Below are 17,556 nucleotides of genomic sequence, written 5' to 3' on the forward strand. Positions count from 1 at the left end.
GCCGCGGCGGCCGCGACGGCTGGCGTAGAGTCGGCAGCCATGCCGGCCCCCGCCCGTTCCCGATGAGCACGACGCGCACCGTCCTCCTGGCGCTGCTGGCCCTGCTGCTGTTCTGGGGCGTCGGGGCCTACAACCGGCTGGTGCGCCTGCGCAGCGCGGTCGGTGCGAGCTGGGTGCCGATCGACGCCCAACTGCGTCGCCGCCAGGCGCTGGCCTTCGAGCTCACCGAGTTGCTGGCCAGCGACGAGGCGCGGCCGGCGATGGGCGACGCGGTGGGCGTCGCGATGCTGCAGACCGTGATGGCCGCGACCCGGCAGGCCCAGGCCGCGGCCGACCACGCCCAGGGGCGGCCCACCAGTGCCGGCGCGATCCAGAGCCTCGGACTCGCCGAGCAGGTGCTCGAAGGGGCGCTGCGGCCGTTGCGCGTGCTGGTCGAGACGCGCGTCGATCGCTTCGACACGCAGGCGACGCTGGAGCGCGTGGTCACGCTGTTGAGCGACCTGCAGGAAACCGACGCCCAGATCGCCTTCACGCGGCGTGTCTTCAAGGATGCGGTTTCCGACTTCAATGCGGCGGTCCATGAGCTGCCCACGCGGCTGATCGCCAGCCTGTTCGGCTTCCGGCCAGCTGCCGCCCTCCAGGCCGCCACACCGGACCGCGGGCCGGACTCCCAGATCGCCTCGTCGTTCGGTGACCGTGCCTGAGCGCCGCTGAGCCGGCCGGGCCTGGCGCAGCCGGCGGCCGCCTACACTGCGCGGCCGTGAGCGCTCCTGTACCGCCGTCCCTCCCGCTGGCCACCCTGCTGGCGCACACCGCCGACGCGGTGGCTGCGGTGTGTGCCGGGCGCTCGTTGACCGATGCGCTGGCGACCGTGCCGGCGGCGCCGCGCCCGGGCACGCAGGCGCTGGCGTTTCGCGTGCTGCGCGGCCTCGGCCTCGCCCGGGCGCTGCGATGCCAACTCGTACCGAAGGCACCGCCGGCCTGGGTCGATGCACTGCTGCTCAGTGCGCTCGCCCTGTCGCACCAGGATGCGGAGAGCGCCGACACCCCACCCTACGCGCCGCACACGCTGGTGAGCCAGGCGGTGGAGGCGGCCAAGCAGCGCGCACGGGCACAGGCCGGCTTCGTCAACGCGGTGCTGCGGCGCCATCTGCGGGAGCAGGCAACGCAGGCCGCGGCCGCGGCGAAGGATCCTGTCGCCGTATGGAACCATCCGCGCTGGTGGATCGAGACACTGCAGCGCGACTGGCCAGGGCAGTGGGCCGAGCTGTTGCGTGCCAACGACCGGCGTGCGCCGATGACGTTGCGCGTCAATCAACGGCAGCAGGACAGAGCCAGCTACCTGCTGCGCCTGGAGCAGGCGGGCATCGCTGCCCATGCCGTGACCCGGCCTGGCGCGATCGATGCCCAGGCCATCGAGCTCGCGACGCCCTGCGCTGTGTCCGCACTGCCGGGCTTTGCCGACGGCGCGGTGTCGGTGCAGGACCTCGCGGCCCAGGTGGCGGCCCCCCTGCTGCTGGGCGCTGGCCTGGCGCCTGGCGCCCGGGTGCTCGACGCCTGTGCGGCGCCCGGCGGCAAGACGGCTCACCTGCTCGAGCTGGCCGAGCTCGACCTGCTGGCCCTGGACGCCGACCCGCGGCGGCTGGTGAAGGTGAGCGAGACGTTGCAGCGCCTCGGCCTGCGGGCACGCACCCAGGCCGCAGACGCACGCGACGTCGTCGCCTGGTGGGACGGCCGGCCCTACGATGCCATCCTGCTCGACGCGCCCTGCAGCGCCTCGGGCATCGTGCGACGCCACCCCGATGTGCGCTGGCTGCGCCGTGCCTCGGACCTCGATGCGCTGGCGTCGACCCAGGCTGAGCTGCTCGATGCGTTGTGGCCGCTGTTGCGGCCCGGCGGGCGGCTGCTCTACGCCACCTGCTCGGTCTTCAAGGCCGAAGGCGCGCATCAGATCGACGCTTTTTTGCAACGCGCACCCGATGCCATCGCGCAGCCTTCACCCGGCTACCTGCTGCCGGTGGTCGACAATCCCGGACAGGTGAGCGAGGGGCCGCTGCGGCCTTCGACGGACGGTTTCTATTACGCGCTGCTCGAAAAGCGTTCGTCCTGAGCCGCACCGCAACGACCCATCATCCCAAACGCCTACCGCCACCGTGTTCACCGCCTCGGTTCGACGCTGGTTTCAGCCTGCCGCAGGACGGTCGGCCGGGTGGCTGCCCGCGGCCTGGCTGGCGCTGGTGATCTGGCTGGCGGTCGGCGCGTCGGCGGCACATGCCGATGGCATCGAACTCAGCGCGCTGGACCTCACGCGCGGCGACGAGGGCCTGTTGCTTGGCTACACCGCCAGTGTCGTGCTGCCCCATGCAGTCGAGGACGCGCTGCAGAAGGGTGTGCCGCTGCATTTCGTGGCCGAGGCCGAGGTGTTCCGTTCGCGCTGGTATTGGCGCGACAAGCGGGTGGCACGGGCCACCCGCACCTGGCGCCTCACCTGGCAGCCGCTCACGCGGCGCTACCGCGTCAATTTCGGCAGCCTGAGCCAGAACTACGACTCGCTGTCCGATGCGCTGTGGGTGGTGCAGCGTGCCACCCGCTGGAAGCTCGCCGAGGCCGGCGACCTGGACGACGGCGACGGCCAGTACATCGAGTTCAGCCTGCGGCTCGACACCTCGCAGCTGCCGCGCCCGCTGCAGATCAGCTTCGGCGGCCAGGCCGAGTGGGCGCTCGAGGTCGAGCGACGGCTGGTCGTGCCCGCCGCGCGCTGACCCCGGAACGCGCACGGCAGCGGCTATGACCCCGGAACGCCTGCGCCGCCGCTTGGCGCTGCTGCTCACGCGGCACTCGGACCGCCGAATCTCGCGCGGCGTCTGGGTCGTCGCGTTGGCCGCGACCACGGCGGCGGCGCTGGTGCTCACCTTCCTGCTGGCCATCGCCACCAACAACCGGGAGTTCTACGAGCGGTACTACAACGGTCTCCTGTGGGCCAACGTCGTGATCGCGACCGTGCTGGTCGGTGTGATCGTGGTCGGTGCGGTGCGGCTCGCTGCGCGGGTGCTGCGCGGACGCTTCGGTTCGCGGCTGCTGCTGCGGCTCGCGGCGATCTTCGGCGTGGTGGCGGTGGTGCCCGGGGCGCTGGTCTACACGGTGAGCTACCAGTTCGTGTCTCGCAGCATCGAGAGCTGGTTCGACGTGCGCGTCGAGGGTGCGCTGGAGGCCGGCCTGAACCTCGGGCGCGGCACGCTCGACACACTGGTCAATGATCTCGCCGGCAAGACGCGCGTGGCCGCCGAGCGGCTCGGCGAGGCCCCCGAGCGACAGCAGCCGCTGGCCCTGGAGCGCTTGCGGGAGCAACTCACGGCGCAGGACGTGGCGGTGCTCGGCGCGGCCGGCCAGGTGCTGTCGAGCGCCGGCGCCGCCGCGGTGCTGGCGCCCGAGCGACCGGGTCTGGCTCTGCTGCGGCAGGCACGCACGGCGCGCGTGACCACGCAGATCGAGGGGCTCGACGACGACGGCGCTGCCACGCGCATCCCCGGCGTCTCGGTTGCCGACCAGCCTACGAGCCAGCCGCGCGTGCGCGTCATTGCCCTGATCCCGGCCACCGGCTTCTCGCTCAGCCGCGAGGACCGCTACCTGGTGGTGAGCCAGCTGTTGCCGGCCACGCTGGCAGCCAACGCGCTCGCGGTGCAGAGCGCCTACCGCGAGTACCAGCAACGCTCGCTGGCGCGCGAGGGCCTGCGCAAGATGTACATCGGCACGCTGACGCTGACACTGATCCTTGCCGTGTTCGGCGCGATGCTGCTGGCGGTGACCTTCGGCAACCGGCTGGCGCGTCCTCTGCTGCTGCTCGCCGACGGCGTGCGCGAGGTGGCCCGCGGAGACCTGAGCCCGAAGCCGGTGTTCGCGTCGGGCGACGAACTCGGCGGCCTGACGCGCTCGTTCGCCGACATGACCCAGCAACTCGCCGACGCCCGCGGCCTGGTCGAGCAGAGCGTGGCCGAGCTCGAGACGGCGCGCGGCAAGCTGCAGGCCATCCTCGACAACATGAGCGCCGGGGTGATCGTGTTCGATCGCGACCGTCGCATCGACAGCGTGAACGCCGGTGCGACCCGCATCCTGCGCGTGCCCTTGTCGGCCCATCTCGGCCGCGGGCTCGCCGAAGTGCCCGGCCTCGAGGGCTTCGACGCGGCGCTGACCCGACGCTTCGACCAGATCGAGAGCGGCTCCGAACTCGGCGACCGAGACCACTGGCAGGATTCCTTCGAACTCACGACGGCCCCCGACCGCGATCCGCTGACCCTGCTGGTGCGCGGCGCGCCGCTGCCGGCCGGCGGCCAGGGCAGTGCCGCGCGGCTGGTGGTGTTCGACGACATCACCGAGCTCGTCTCGGCGCAGCGCGCCGAGGCCTGGGGCGAGGTGGCGCGCCGGCTCGCGCACGAGATCAAGAACCCGCTCACGCCGATCCAGCTGTCGGCCGAGCGCATCCAGCACCGGCTCGAAGCCAAGCTGGAGGTACCGGACCAGCAGATGCTGGCCAAGTCTGTGAGCACCATCGTCACCCAGGTGCAGGCGATGAAGCAGCTGGTCAACGAGTTCCGCGATTACGCCCGCCTGCCGGCGGCCCAGCTGGCGCCGCTGGACCTCAACGCGCTGGTGTCCGAGGTGCTGGGCCTGTACGCGGAGGTGCAGGAGTCGGGCCGCCTGCGCGTCGAGCTGGCCGAGGGACTGCCGCGGATCCAGGGCGACGCCACACAGTTGCGGCAGGTGGTGCACAACCTGGTGCAGAACGCGCTGGACGCGGTGGCCGAGCGGCCCGACGGCCAGGTCCGGCTGCGCACCGAGGGGGCACTCAACGAGCGCGGCGAGTGGCGCGCTGTGCGACTGGTCGTCGCCGACAACGGCCCCGGCTTCAGCGAACGCATGCTCAAGCGTGCGTTCGAGCCCTATGTGACCACCAAGACCAAGGGCACAGGGCTCGGGCTTGCCGTGGTCAAGAAGATCGCCGACGAGCATGGCGCGCGCATCCGCCTGGCCAACCTCGCGGGCGACGCGGTGGCCAGGGGCGACGCGCCGTCTGTCGGGGGGGCACAAGTTTCGCTATCATTTTCGAAATGGCTGCCCCCTCGGGGTCAGCCTTGAGGCCACGCCGACACGGCATGTGCCACGCACCGGGACCCCATGGCGACCATCCTTGTTGTAGACGACGAACTCGGCATCCGCGCGCTGCTGTCGGACATCCTGAGCGACGAGGGCCATAGCGTCGAACTGGCCGAGAACGCCGCCGAGGCCCGGGCGTCGAGAGAGCGTGCGCGGCCCGATCTGGTGCTGCTCGACATCTGGATGCCGGACGTCGATGGCGTCACGCTGCTCAAGGAATGGGGCAGCTGCAACCTGCTCACGATGCCGGTGATCATGATGTCGGGCCACGGCACGATCGACACGGCCGTCGAGGCGATCAAGTTCGGCGCGATGGCCTTCCTCGAGAAGCCGATCACGCTGCAGAAGCTGCTGCGGGCCGTCGAGCAGGGCCTGGCCAAGCCGGCCTCGCGGCCGGTGGCCACCGTGACGCCGCTGCGTCCCGGCGAGCGCGGTGACGCGCTCGCCATCGATTCGCAGCACGGCGGGCTGCCCGGCGCCCAGCCGACCGCCCTCGGCCTGCAACCCGAGCAGAGCTTCGAACTCGACCGGCCGCTGCGTGAAGCGCGCGACGCCTTCGAGAAGGCCTACTTCGAGTTCCACCTCGCACGCGAGAACGGCAGCATGACGCGCGTGGCCGAGAAGACCGGGCTGGAGCGCACCCACCTGTACCGCAAGCTCAAGCAGCTCGGCGTGGACCTCAGCCGGGGCAAGAAGGGCGCGGCCGCCTGAACGGCCGGCGGTGCTGCTACACTGCGGCCCCTTGGCTCGGTAGCTCAGTTGGTAGAGCAGCGGATTGAAAATCCGCGTGTCGGTGGTTCGATTCCGCCCCGAGCCACCAAATCCGAAACGGCCCCCTGTGTGGGGCCGTTTGCAATTCGAGGTGCCGGCGGGCCGGCACCTCGAAGCCACCGGTCGACGAGTCCGGCCTGCCCCGGATATCACCCGCCATCGAACCTTCTGCGCGGCGCCTGCTCCAACCGGCCCGGGAGGGAGCGCGCACTACAATGCGCGCTGTCGCTGGTGCAACCAATTCAAGGACGAGACAGTGTTCATTTCCGAAGCTTTTGCCCAGGCCGCTCCGGCCGCCGCCGCCGGTGGGGAGTCGAGCCTGCTCACGATGCTGCCGCTCGTGCTGATGTTCGTGGTGCTGTATTTCGTGATGATCCGCCCGCAGATGAAGCGCCAGAAGGAGCACAAGGCGATGGTCGATGCGCTGGCCAAGGGCGACGAGGTCGTCACCGCCGGTGGCGTGCTCGGCAAGGTGGCGAAGATCGGTGACACCTACCTGCATGTCGAGGTCGCCAGCGGCGTGGAACTGCAGGTGCAGCGTTCCGCCGTGGTGCAGGTGCTGCCCAAGGGCACGCTGAAGTAAGCGCAGGCGATCGTGCCGCCTGTGCGGCGCGAGGCCCGAAGGCCGCGGTCACCGCTGGGTGTCGCGGCCTTTCGTGCAAACAAGGGCGCCGTGTGGCACGGTGCCAGGACGGGGGGTCGCCCCCGAGGATGCTGCAATGAACCGCTACCCATGGTGGAAGTACGCGATCCTGGCGATCGCGCTGCTGGTCGGGCTGGTCTATACCTTGCCCAACTTCTTCGGTGAGGCACCTGCCGTGCAGGTGTCGAGTGGCAAGGCCACGCTGAAGGTCGACGCGACGGTGGTGCCGCGCGTCGAGCAGGCCTTGCAGGCGGCCGGACTGCAGGCCGATTTCGTGCAACTCGACGGTGCGTCGATCAAGGCACGCTTTCGCGACACCGATGCGCAGATCAAGGCCAAGGACGCCATTGCCAAGGCCTTGAACCCTGACCCGGCCGATCCGGGCTACATCGTCGCGCTGAACCTGCTGTCGCGTTCACCGACCTGGCTGCGATCGCTGCATGCGCTGCCGATGTACCTGGGCCTCGACCTGCGCGGCGGGGTGCATTTCCTGATGCAGGTCGACATGAAGGCGGCGCTCACCAAGCGCGCCGATGTGCTGACCGGCGACATCCGCAGCCTGCTGCGCGACAAGAGCATCCGCCACGCCGGCATCGCGCGTGAAGGCAACACGGTCACGATCGCCTTCCGCGACGCGGCGACGCGCACCGCCGCGCGGGCGGTGCTGACCGAGCCGCTGCCCGACCTGCAGTGGTCCGAGGCGGCCCGTGACAGTGAATTCACGCTGACCGGCAGCCTGAAGGCCGAGGCGGCGCGCCGCGTGCAGGATCAGGCCATCAAGCAGAACATCACCACGCTGCACAATCGGATCAATGAACTCGGCGTGGCCGAGCCGGTGATCCAGCAGCAGGGCGCGGACCGCGTGGTGGTGCAGTTGCCGGGCGTGCAGGACACGGCGAAGGCGAAGGACATCATCGGCCGGACCGCGACGCTCGAACTGCGCATGGTGGACGACAGCGCCGAGGCGGCCGCCGCCGCGACCGGCAGCGGGCCGGTGCCGTTCGGGGCCGAGCGCTACGTGGAGCGCGGCGGTGCCGCGCTGATCGTCAAGCGCCAGGTCATCCTCACCGGTGACAGCCTGACCGACGCGCAACCCGGTTTCGACGGCCAGACGCAGGAACCGGCCGTGCACCTGACCGTGGACGCCAAGGGCGCACGCATCATGCGCGACGTCTCGCGCGACAACGTCGGCAAGCGCATGGCGATCCTGCTGTTCGAGAAGGGCAAGGGCGAGGTCGTGACGGCTCCGGTGATTCGCGGTGAACTCGGCTCGCGCTTCCAGATCTCGGGCCGCATGACGACGCAGGAGGCGAGCGATACGGCGCTGCTGCTGCGTGCCGGTTCGCTGGCGGCGCCGATGGAGATCGTCGAGGAGCGGACCATCGGTCCGAGCCTTGGCGCCGAGAACATCGACAAGGGCTTCAACAGCGTGATCTACGGCTTTGCCGCGATTGCCGCGTTCATGTGCGCCTACTACCTGCTGTTCGGCGTGTTCTCGACCATTGCGCTGGCGGTGAACCTGCTGCTGCTGGTGGCGGTGCTGTCGATGCTGCAGGCCACGCTCACATTGCCCGGCATCGCGGCGATCGCGCTGACGCTGGGGATGGCGATCGACGCCAACGTGCTGATCAACGAACGGGTGCGCGAGGAACTGCGCGCCGGCGCTTCGCCGCAGGCCGCGATCCACACCGGCTACGAGCGCGCCTGGGCCACGATCTTCGATTCGAACATCACCACGCTGATTGCGGGCGTTGCGCTGCTGGCCTTCGGCTCAGGTCCTGTCCGCGGCTTCGCGGTTGTGCACTGTCTCGGCATCCTGACCTCGATGTTCTCCGCGGTGCTGTTCTCGCGTGGTCTGGTGAATCTCTGGTACGGGCGGCGCAAGAAGCTCAAGGGCGTGTCGATCGGTCAGGTATGGCGTCCGGACGGCGCTGTGCCGCCGGCGGCCCAGGCCTGAGTAGAAGGAGACGGTTCCATGGAGTTCTTCCGCATCAAGCGCGACATCCCGTTCATGAAGCACGCGTTGATCTTCAACGTCGTGTCCTTCGTGACCTTTGCCGCCGCCGTGTTCTTCCTCGTGACGCGCGGTCTGCACCTGTCGATCGAGTTCACCGGCGGCACGGTGCTCGAGGTCGAGTACGCCAAGACGGCCGACGTGCCCAAGGTGCGCAGTGCGGTCGAGGCGCTCGGTTTCGGTGAGGTGCAGGTGCAGAACTTCGGCACCTCGCGCGACGTACTGGTCCGGCTGCCGTTGCGGGGCGACGTCAAGCAGCAGGAGGTGGTGGGCCGTGTGTTCAGCGCGCTGTGCGCGGCCGAGGGCGGTCAGGTCACGCAGTCGCAATCGGTCAGCGACAAGGGCGAGTCGGTCAGCGCGCAGGTCTGCGACGCCGGCGGCGCGCAACCGGTGATGCTCAAGCGCAGCGAGTTCGTCGGGCCGCAGGTCGGCAAGGAACTGGCGACCGACGGTGCGATGGCGCTGGGCTTTGTCGTCATCGGCATCATGATCTATCTTGCGATCCGCTTCGAATGGAAGTTCGCGGTCGCGGCGATCGTCGCCAACCTGCATGACGTGATCATCATCCTGGGCTTCTTCGCCTTCTTCCAGTGGGAATTCTCTCTGTCGGTGCTGGCGGCCGTGCTGGCGGTGCTGGGCTATTCGGTCAACGAGTCGGTGGTCATCTTCGACCGGATTCGCGAGGCCTTCCGCCGCTATCGCAAGATGAACACGCACCAGGTGATCGACCATGCGATCACCTCGACCATGAGCCGCACCATCATCACGCACGGGTCGACGCAGATGATGGTGTTGTCGATGCTGGTGTTCGGCGGTGCGACGCTGCACTACTTCGCAGTCGCACTGACGATCGGCATCTTGTTCGGCATCTACTCTTCGGTGTTCGTCGCCGCGGCCATTGCGATGTGGCTGGGCGTCAAGCGGGAGGATCTGATGAAGGCGGGCAGCGTCAAGGGCGGCGATCCCGACGACCCGAATGCCGGGGCCGTGGTGTAGAGTTGAAACAGTCTGTCTAATCACCGTCCGCCCCTATCCTCCATGGCCACCCCAGCCGCCCCATCCGCCCTGGCCGCTCAAGCGCGGCGGGTGTATATGGAGTCGCTGCTGCTCGCGGTGCCGACCGCGGTGCAAGGGGTGCTCGACGGTGCCCACCGACTGGCGAACGAGAAGGCCGAACCGCAGCTGGCGCACAAGCGCATGAACGCGGCCATCGACCTGACCCGACCCGCACCGCAGTGGCAGCAGGCGCTGATCGACAGCCTCGGTGCCATGCCGCGCATCAGCACCTCGGGCGGCAGGACGTCGCTCGGCGCAGCTGCGGCGTCCAGCATGGGCAGTGGGCGCGACACGCTGCAACTGGTCGACGACGACACCATCGAGGTGGAAATCCTCAGCTCTCGCCTGGCGCTGGCCATGATGGACAAGGCTTCGTGGGAGTTCACGGACCTGCGCGCCCGCATGTCCAGCCTGGAGCGTCGCGAGGAACTCGACAGTGGCGACGCGCTGCGACCGCATGTGGTGGCACGTATCGTGATCGACAGCTGGCGGTCGGCCGGCCTGTCGCTGGAGCACTGGCGGACCGTGCAGAAGGTGATCCACGCGGCCTTCGGCGAGATGGTCGAGGAGTCCTACCACGAGACCAACCGCTGGCTGCTCGGTGAGGGCGTGCGTCCCGAAATCGACCTGCGGCCCCTGATCCGCCGCTCGACCGGCGCACATGTCGCGTCGATCCCGGTGACGACGGGCTTCGGCGACATGGCGGAGGCGCAGGGCGGCCTGCGGCGCGCGAATGTCGTCATTGCCGGCACGACGACGTCGACCCGCGGGGCCGGTGTCGGCGAGGAAACCCGGTTGATGACGCGCATGAGCAATCTGGCTCGTACGGCCGGGCATGCGGAAGCGGTGCTGGGTCGACTCAACAAGCTGGTGGGCCGGCAGGTGCCATCGTTCGCCGACACGGCGGAGATGCAGCCCTCAACTGGTTTCAAGCGGGCGATCGCGGAAGCGCAGAGCGGCATCCAGCGCCAACTGGCCACCACCGGACGCGACGAGCGCGCCGCGATCAGCACCCCGGCGCTGCTGCAGGAGTTGCAGCAGCGCAAGCAGGCACTCAAGGAAGCCGCCAGCACGCCGGTCGAGCGCGCCACCATCGAGATCGTGGCGTTGCTGTTCCAGAGTATCCTGACTGAAGAGAAGATCCCGGCGGTTGTTCGCGTGTGGTTCGCTCGCCTGCAGATGCCGGTGCTGCGCGTGGCGGTCAGCGAGCCCGATTTCTTCGCCACCACCGACCATCCGGCGCGCAAGCTGATCGACCGCATGGGCGCCTGCGTGATGGGCTTCGACATCAGCTCGCGGGCCGCGGGCGATGCGCTCGACAAGGAAATCAAGCGCGTCGTGCAGGTCGTGGAGGCCTACCCCGACACCGGTCGTCGGGTGTTCCAGACCGTCCTGACCGAGTTCGAGCGCTTTCTCGAGCATTATTTCAAGACCGAGAACGAGGCGACGCGCAAGGGTGTGTCGCTCGCGCAGCAGGTCGAGCAGCGCGAGACGATGGCGATCCAGTACACGATCGAGCTGCGCAAGATGCTCAACGAGGTGCCGGTGCAGGAAGGCGTGCGCAACTTCCTGTTCCATGTCTGGGCCGATGTGCTGGCCACGATGGCGCTGAAGACGGGAGCCGCCAGCGATGCCACCAAGATCATGAAGCGCGCTGCCGCCGATCTCATCTGGTCGGCGGGTGCAAAGGTGTCGCGTGAAGAACGCGCCGACGTGATTCGCCGCCTCCCGCCGCTGCTGAAGACGCTGCGCGAAGGCATGGCGGAGGCTGGCCTCGCTCCCGAGAAGCAGGACGAGCACATCCAGGCGCTGAACGACTCGCTGGCGGCGGCCTTCACTGCCAAGGCGGCAGCGATTCCCGCCGAGCGTCTCGAGGAGTTGATGGCGCGACTCGAGGACCTCGAGGAAATGCTGCCCGATGCCGACGAGATGCAGATCGACGAGTCCATCGTGATGGACCTGTCAGGGCATGAAAGCACCGAACTGCAGATCGTGACTGAGGGGGGATCGATGCCGACGCCAGCCATGATCGCCTGGGCGCGCGAACTGCAGGTCGGCGGTTGGTACATGCTCGAGCACCGGGGTCGCATCGAGTCGGTGCAACTGGCCTGGCATGGCATGCGGAAACAACTCAGCCTGTTCGTCTCGCAGCAGGGCCGCGGCACGCTGTTCCAGCAGCACCGGCTGGCGTCCTATCTGCAGGCCGGCCTGCTGGTTCCGGCGCAAGATGAGGCCCTCACGGTGCGCGCGACCCGCAGCGCGCTGGCCAAGCTAGACGCTGACCCGCAGCGCTTGCTGAACTGAATGGACGAGGGGCGCGGCAACCGCGCCGGTTCGTCAGTGGATCAGACGATCCTCGTCATCGACGAACAACTCGTCGAGGATCAGTGCGTCGGGCTCTTCACCCAGGCTCCAGAACACCATCAGAACGATGATCTTCAGGTCTTCGACGGCCAGCGGACCAGCGGGAATCGCCATCGCGCGATCGATCACCATCTCGCGCATCGGTGCGCGCAACACACCGGCCGATTCGAGAAAGCTGACGAAGCCGATCGAGGCCTCGCCCAGGTGTTCCTGCTCCATCGGCGAATAAACGCGCAGCGCATGCGCACTCTGCTCGCCGCTGTGTGACTCGGCGGCCGTCGCCAAACCGTCCAGCCAGCTCAGCGCGTCCTCGATCTCCTCGTTCTCGAAGCCCACCGCAGAGAGCTTGCGAGACAGCTGCCGGTGATCGGGGCACGCGTCGGGCTGCCAGTAGTTTTCGTAGAGATACACGAGCACGTCGAACATGCGACAAGATACCACAGGGGGTGTCAGGCGAAGGGCGCCGCCGGCATTCGCCGGCACGGATGCGGGGCGTTCAGCGTGCAGGGTCTCAGGCCTGTACGAGGCGCTGGAACAACTGGCCTGGCAAACGAACCACGTCGCCACTCAGTTCAAGTGCCAGTAAGCGAGCGCTCAATTCGGCTGGGGGCCACCCGATCCGGGCGCTCAGTGCGTCAAGAGTGACGGGATCGTGGCCGAGGGCGGCCAGTACCGGGTCTTCTACGGACGGGCTTGACGTGGTGGGCGAGGGCCTGTCTGGCGCGTCGAACCACCGCAGTTCCTCAAGGATGTCCGCCGCGCTGTCGACCAGTTTGGCGCCCTGCTTGATCAGCGCGTGACAGCCGCGTGACTGGGGCGCGTGAATCGAGCCCGGAATCGCGAAGACCTCCCGACCGGCTTCGAGCGCCAGCCGTGCGGTGATCAGCGAGCCCGACTGCAACGCGGCCTCGACCACCAGCGTACCTCGGGTCAGGCCGGCGATCAGGCGGTTGCGCAGTGGGAAGTGTGCGGCAATCGGGGGCGTTCCCGGCGCGTACTCGCTCACCATCAGGCCATCGCGGGCAATCCGGTGAGCCAACTTCAGATGCCGCTTCGGATAGACGCGATCGAGCCCGGTGCCGACGACCGCGATCGTCGACCCCTCGCCTGCCAGTGCACCGTCGTGGGCGGCGCCATCGATGCCGAGCGCCAGCCCGGATACAACGGTCAGGCCGGCGTGGCTCAGGGCGGTGGCGAAGGCGCGGGCGTTCTCGGCGCCCTGCGGCGTCGGATTGCGGCTGCCAACCACGGCCACGCTCGGTGCATTCAGCAACGCCAAGCGGCCCACGGCATGGATCAGCAGGGGTGGGTCGGCGGTCTCGAGCAAAGCGCGGGGGTAGGCCGGGTCGCCGAGCGCCACCACGTGGCGCTCCTCCCCTGCGTCAAGCCACTGCCAAGTCGCTTCGATCAGTACGTCGAGCGAGGGGGGCGGCGACCGCAACGCCGCGGCCTTTTCCGCCGTCAGCAGCTCTCTCAGGGCGACGGGCGGAGCGTCAAAGACGGCCTGAGGGGAACCGAAAGCCGCCAGCAGGCGGCGCGCGGTATCCCTCCCGATCGACGGAGTTTCGAGCAAGCGCAGCCACGCTGCGAGATCGTCACGCTCGATCATGGCCGGCGGCGCAATGGCTCAGTGAGCGCCGGGACCCGGAGGGCGAACTCAGGGCTCGGTAAAGCGATCCCCGCGGGTGACCGGGTCGTTGACGTTCAGGATGAGCGCATACGACATGCGGTCGAACACGCGGAACACGAACAACAGTCCGTGGCGTTCATCGGGCAGGCGGATCTTCTGAGCCGGGCCCGCCTGTGTGAGATCGCGCTCCAGCGTCCCAGCCCGCCATAGCGCCAGGACGTGACCACGCTCCACGCCGTCGCGCGCGCCTTTGTTCAGCGAGACGATCTGGTTCTGGCCCGCGTTCAGGGCTTCGCCGTAGACCGACACGATGCGACCGCTGATGGGCGCTGCGGGTGGCCGCGGCACATAAGGCGTGTAATCCTTGGCCTGCGCCGGGGCCAAGCGGTTCGCCACGTTGGCCTCCAGCTTGGCGGACGTGATGCGGAACGTGGCCGGGACGACCTCGCCCTGGCTGTTGGTGCCGCCTTCCTTCTCGTATTCGGCCGTGGCGACGTAGGTGCCTTCGTAACCGAGGATGGCGTTCGTGTCGGGGTCGCGCAGTGCCTTGGGCTGCTGGAAAACGCGCCATTCCCGCACATTGGTCAGGTCGCCCCGCACGTAGGCGGCGTCGCCCTTGCCGAGCAGTACACGCCCTTCCTGGGCCGCGACGATGCGCGGCGCACGATCGAGTTCGTCGCTGTCGAAGATCACCGCATCGTTGAGGAAACCTTCGATGAACTTCAGCGGGACGGAGGCAATCGGGCCGTCCGAGGCCCCAGCATCGCGGACCCTCGGCGACAGCTTCAGCGTACCGTTCGGACCGCCCGCCATGCGCAGGCGGGCGCGGTCGCCATCCCTTTCAAGCAGCAGTTGCTGCCCGGGGTAGATCAGGTGCGGGTTGCGGATCTGGTCGAGATTCATGCCCCACAGCTCGGGCCAGCGCCACTGCCGCTTCAGGAACACGCCGGAGATGTCCCACAACGTGTCGCCGCGCTTGACGGTGTAGGTGTCGGGGGCGTTGGGCGCGAGTTCGGAGAGCGGCACGCCGGCCTGCGCGACTTGCTGGGCAGTACTCCGCTGTTGGGCGGTGATGGGGAAATTGGGCTCCGCCGCGGCGGCGGTCATCGAGACGCCGGCCGTCAGGGCGGACAAGAGAGCAGTGGCAACCACACCGAGGGGTCGGCGTGCAGCGGGGGCAATTCGTGTCATCGAGCTCTCTCCGTGGACGGCCGGCTCCAAGCTCCCCGGCGCCCTGTGGTCTTTGTGAGGCTTGTACCCGACCCTGCCGGTTGGGCGAAAATCCTCACTTCGTTTCGAAGATTCTGCCCATAAACCCTTGATGCCGCAATGAAACCGCCGGGCGCGCGGGTGCAGCCATCGGTAGCCCTTCACGCCCGCTCGTTGCTTGTGGCCCACACCGTCCCGAAGCATTTCGTTACTCTGCCATGCCGTTACTCGACATCCTGCGTTATCCCGATCCCCGCCTTCACACCGTGGCCAAACCGGTAAAGGAAGTCGACGAGCGCGTGCGCCAACTTGTCGACGACATGCTGGAGACCATGTACGACGCCCAGGGCGTCGGACTGGCGGCGACCCAGGTCGACGTGCACGAGCGCGTGATCGTCATCGACGTTTCCGACGATCGCAACGAGCCCCGGGTGCTGATCAACCCCGAGTTGCTGCAGGTCAGCGACGAGATGGTCGTGGGGGACGAGGGCTGCCTGTCGGTGCCGCAGATCTACGACAAGGTCCCTCGCCACGCGAAGGTCACGGTCCGGGCGTTGGGGCGGGACGGGCAGGCCTACCAGTTCGATGCCGAGGAACTGCTGTCGGTGTGCGTTCAGCACGAGATGGATCACCTGATGGGCAAGGTCTTCGTCGAGTACCTGTCCCCGCTCAAGCGCAACCGCATCAAGAGCAAGATGCTCAAGAAAACGCGCGACGAGGCGCGAGACTGAGGCGGACTGCGTGCGCATCGCATTTGCCGGCACGCCCGAGTTCGCGCGTGTTGCGCTGAGGCAGTTGCTGGACGCCGGGTTCGACGTTCCGCTGGTGCTGACGCAGCCCGATCGACCGGCGGGGCGCGGGCTCAAGTTGCAGGCCTCGGCCGTCAAGGCGCTGGCCGTGGAGCGCGGCCTGGCCGTGACGCAGCCGCGCAGCCTGCGGCTGGACGGCAAGTACCCGGATGACGCAAGCGCGGCGCGCGAAGCGCTCGAGGCGGCGCAGCTCGATGCGATGGTGGTGGCTGCCTATGGCCTGATCCTGCCGGCCTGGGTGCTGAAGCTGCCGGCGCGTGGGTGCCTGAACATCCATGCCTCCTTGCTGCCGCGCTGGCGCGGGGCAGCACCGATCCACCGGGCGATCGAGGCCGGCGATACGGAGACCGGTATCACCATCATGCAGATGGACGAAGGCCTGGATACCGGTGACATGCTGCTCTCCGAGCGCGAGTCCATCCGATCCGACGACAGCACGGCGACGCTCCACGACCGCCTGTCGGCGCTCGGCGGTCGGCTGATCGTAGAAGCGCTCGAGGCCGCCGCCTGCGGAGGACTGGTGCGGCGTCCGCAACCGGCGGAGGGCGTGACCTATGCCCACAAGATCGACAAGGCGGAGGCGGCGATCGACTGGTCGCGGCCGGCCGAGGAGATCGAGCGCCGTGTGCGCGCCTTCGATCCCTTTCCCGGGGCCAGTTTCCAGCAGGCCGGCGAGACAGTGAAGCTGTGGCGAGCCGCGGTGGCCCCGCAGCGAGGCGCGCCCGGCACGGTGCTGAGCGCTGCCGAGGGCGTGCTGCGGGTTGCCTGCGGTGACCTGTCGCTGGACCTGCTGCAGCTGCAGCGTCCCGGCGGCCGGCGCGTCGGGGCGCGGGATTTCCTGGCGGTTCGGTCGACACTGCAGGTCGGTGCAACACTGTGATGGTGCGGTGCGGGGATTGAACTCCCCGAGTTGTCCCGCATCTATGCCTGGGCGCCAGCGTGGCGCAGGAGCTGGAAACATGTTCAATCTGATGAAGACCGCCGTGCTGATGGCCGCCATCACGGCGCTGTTCATGGCCATCGGCTCGGTGCTGGGCGGGCAGCAGGGCATGGCGATCGCGCTGGTGGTCGCGCTCGGCATGAACTTCTTCAGCTACTGGTTCAGCGACAAGATGGTGCTGAAGATGTACAACGCGCAGGAGGTCGATGCGTCCTCCGCGCCGCAGTTCTACGGCATGGTGCGAGAGCTCGCCGCGAAGGCGGAGTTGCCGATGCCCAAGGTCTACCTGATCAACGAGGACGCGCCGAACGCGTTCGCGACCGGCCGCAATCCCCAGAACGCTGCGGTGGCGGCCACCACCGGCATCCTGCGTGTGCTGTCCGAGCGTGAACTGCGCGGCGTCATGGCACACGAGCTCGCGCACGTGAAGCATCGCGATATCCTGATCAGCACCATCAGCGCGACGATGGCCGGCGCCATCTCGATGCTGGCCAATTTCGCGATGTTCTTCGGCGGCCGTGGAAGCGACGGTCGGCCAGCCAACCCGATCGCCGGCATCCTGGTGATGCTGCTGGCGCCGCTGGCAGCCAGCCTGATCCAGATGGCGATCAGCCGGGCCCGCGAGTTCGAGGCCGACCGGGGCGGCGCCGAGATCTCCGGCGATCCGCAGGCCCTGGCCAGCGCGCTGCAGAAGATCCAGCGCTATGCCCAGGGGATCCCGCTGGAGGCGGCCGAGCGTCATCCGGAGACGGCGCAGATGATGATCATGAATCCGCTGTCCGGCGGTGGGCTGCGCGGCCTGTTCAGCACCCACCCGGCCACCGAGGAGCGCGTGGCCAAGCTGATGGCCATGGTTCCCCAACGGGTCTGACACCGGCGCCGACGTGAGGGGGCCGCTTCCGCAGGGCCCTTTTTGTCGGCGGGCTCAAGTGACGGGCGGCGTGACCGATAAGCCTGCGAAGCCTGTCC

Annotated in this window: 15 protein-coding genes and 1 tRNA gene; 13 read left to right on the forward strand and 3 right to left on the reverse strand. The window is 68.5% G+C overall.

Going from position 1 to position 17,556, the window contains the following annotated elements; translation table 11 throughout:
- Positions 1-62 precede the first annotated feature (62 nt).
- The 10 genes from MPE_RS01345 to MPE_RS01390 all read left to right on the forward strand — a co-directional run bounded on the left by MPE_RS01345 (position 63) and on the right by MPE_RS01390 (position 11,939).
- Positions 63-704: a LemA family protein gene (locus MPE_RS01345; protein WP_011827872.1), complete on the forward strand. Its 642-nt coding sequence runs from the start codon at positions 63-65 to the stop codon at positions 702-704.
- 56 nt (positions 705-760) lie between these two features.
- The gene (gene rsmB, locus MPE_RS01350) at positions 761-2,110 is read left to right on the forward strand and encodes a 16S rRNA (cytosine(967)-C(5))-methyltransferase RsmB (RefSeq protein ID WP_011827873.1); all 1,350 of its coding nucleotides are present in this window, start codon (positions 761-763) and stop codon (positions 2,108-2,110) included.
- Positions 2,111-2,153: 43 nt separating this feature from the next.
- Entirely contained in the window at positions 2,154-2,762 is a 609-nt protein-coding gene (locus MPE_RS01355) for a DUF4390 domain-containing protein (RefSeq protein ID WP_011827874.1), read from the forward strand.
- A 25-nt stretch (positions 2,763-2,787) separates the two neighbouring features.
- The gene (locus MPE_RS01360) at positions 2,788-5,133 is read left to right on the forward strand and encodes a sensor histidine kinase (protein ID WP_011827875.1); all 2,346 of its coding nucleotides are present in this window, start codon (positions 2,788-2,790) and stop codon (positions 5,131-5,133) included.
- Between the two features lie 39 nt (positions 5,134-5,172).
- Positions 5,173-5,862: a response regulator gene (locus MPE_RS01365; protein WP_011827876.1), complete on the forward strand. Its 690-nt coding sequence runs from the start codon at positions 5,173-5,175 to the stop codon at positions 5,860-5,862.
- A 33-nt stretch (positions 5,863-5,895) separates the two neighbouring features.
- Positions 5,896-5,971: transfer RNA gene (locus MPE_RS01370), tRNA-Phe, on the forward strand.
- A 207-nt stretch (positions 5,972-6,178) separates the two neighbouring features.
- Positions 6,179-6,505 (forward strand): preprotein translocase subunit YajC, encoded by a 327-nt coding sequence (gene yajC / locus MPE_RS01375; protein WP_011827877.1) that lies wholly within the window; start codon positions 6,179-6,181, stop codon positions 6,503-6,505.
- A 136-nt stretch (positions 6,506-6,641) separates the two neighbouring features.
- Positions 6,642-8,522 (forward strand): protein translocase subunit SecD, encoded by a 1,881-nt coding sequence (gene secD, locus MPE_RS01380; RefSeq protein WP_011827878.1) that lies wholly within the window; start codon positions 6,642-6,644, stop codon positions 8,520-8,522.
- Positions 8,523-8,540: 18 nt separating this feature from the next.
- Complete coding sequence (secF, locus tag MPE_RS01385; protein ID WP_011827879.1) at positions 8,541-9,575, forward strand: protein translocase subunit SecF; 1,035 nt, start codon at positions 8,541-8,543, stop codon at positions 9,573-9,575.
- A 42-nt stretch (positions 9,576-9,617) separates the two neighbouring features.
- Complete coding sequence (locus tag MPE_RS01390; protein ID WP_011827880.1) at positions 9,618-11,939, forward strand: DUF1631 family protein; 2,322 nt, start codon at positions 9,618-9,620, stop codon at positions 11,937-11,939.
- Between the two features lie 33 nt (positions 11,940-11,972).
- Here MPE_RS01390 and MPE_RS01395 read toward each other — a convergent pair whose 3' ends face one another.
- From MPE_RS01395 to MPE_RS01405, 3 genes are all read right to left on the reverse strand, one after another.
- Entirely contained in the window at positions 11,973-12,425 is a 453-nt protein-coding gene (locus MPE_RS01395) for a Smg family protein (RefSeq protein WP_011827881.1), read from the reverse strand.
- Positions 12,426-12,510: 85 nt separating this feature from the next.
- On the reverse strand, positions 12,511-13,608 hold the full coding sequence (gene dprA / locus MPE_RS01400) for a DNA-processing protein DprA (protein ID WP_011827882.1): 1,098 nt from the start codon (positions 13,606-13,608) through the stop codon (positions 12,511-12,513).
- Positions 13,609-13,656: 48 nt separating this feature from the next.
- Entirely contained in the window at positions 13,657-14,820 is a 1,164-nt protein-coding gene (locus MPE_RS01405; RefSeq protein ID WP_011827883.1) for a LysM peptidoglycan-binding domain-containing protein, read from the reverse strand.
- A gap of 236 nt (positions 14,821-15,056) precedes the next feature.
- Here MPE_RS01405 and def point away from each other — a divergent pair, with 236 nt between their 5' ends.
- The 3 genes from def (at position 15,057) to htpX (ending at position 17,458) form a co-directional block, all read left to right on the forward strand.
- The gene (gene def, locus MPE_RS01410) at positions 15,057-15,569 is read left to right on the forward strand and encodes a peptide deformylase (protein WP_011827884.1); all 513 of its coding nucleotides are present in this window, start codon (positions 15,057-15,059) and stop codon (positions 15,567-15,569) included.
- Between the two features lie 10 nt (positions 15,570-15,579).
- Positions 15,580-16,527: a methionyl-tRNA formyltransferase gene (fmt, locus tag MPE_RS01415; RefSeq protein WP_011827885.1), complete on the forward strand. Its 948-nt coding sequence runs from the start codon at positions 15,580-15,582 to the stop codon at positions 16,525-16,527.
- A 79-nt stretch (positions 16,528-16,606) separates the two neighbouring features.
- The gene (htpX, locus tag MPE_RS01420; protein WP_011827886.1) at positions 16,607-17,458 is read left to right on the forward strand and encodes a zinc metalloprotease HtpX; all 852 of its coding nucleotides are present in this window, start codon (positions 16,607-16,609) and stop codon (positions 17,456-17,458) included.
- The last annotated feature ends 98 nt before the right edge of the window (positions 17,459-17,556 follow it).

The organism is Methylibium petroleiphilum PM1 (assembly GCF_000015725.1).
In the GTDB taxonomy this organism is placed as follows: domain Bacteria; phylum Pseudomonadota; class Gammaproteobacteria; order Burkholderiales; family Burkholderiaceae_C; genus Methylibium; species Methylibium petroleiphilum.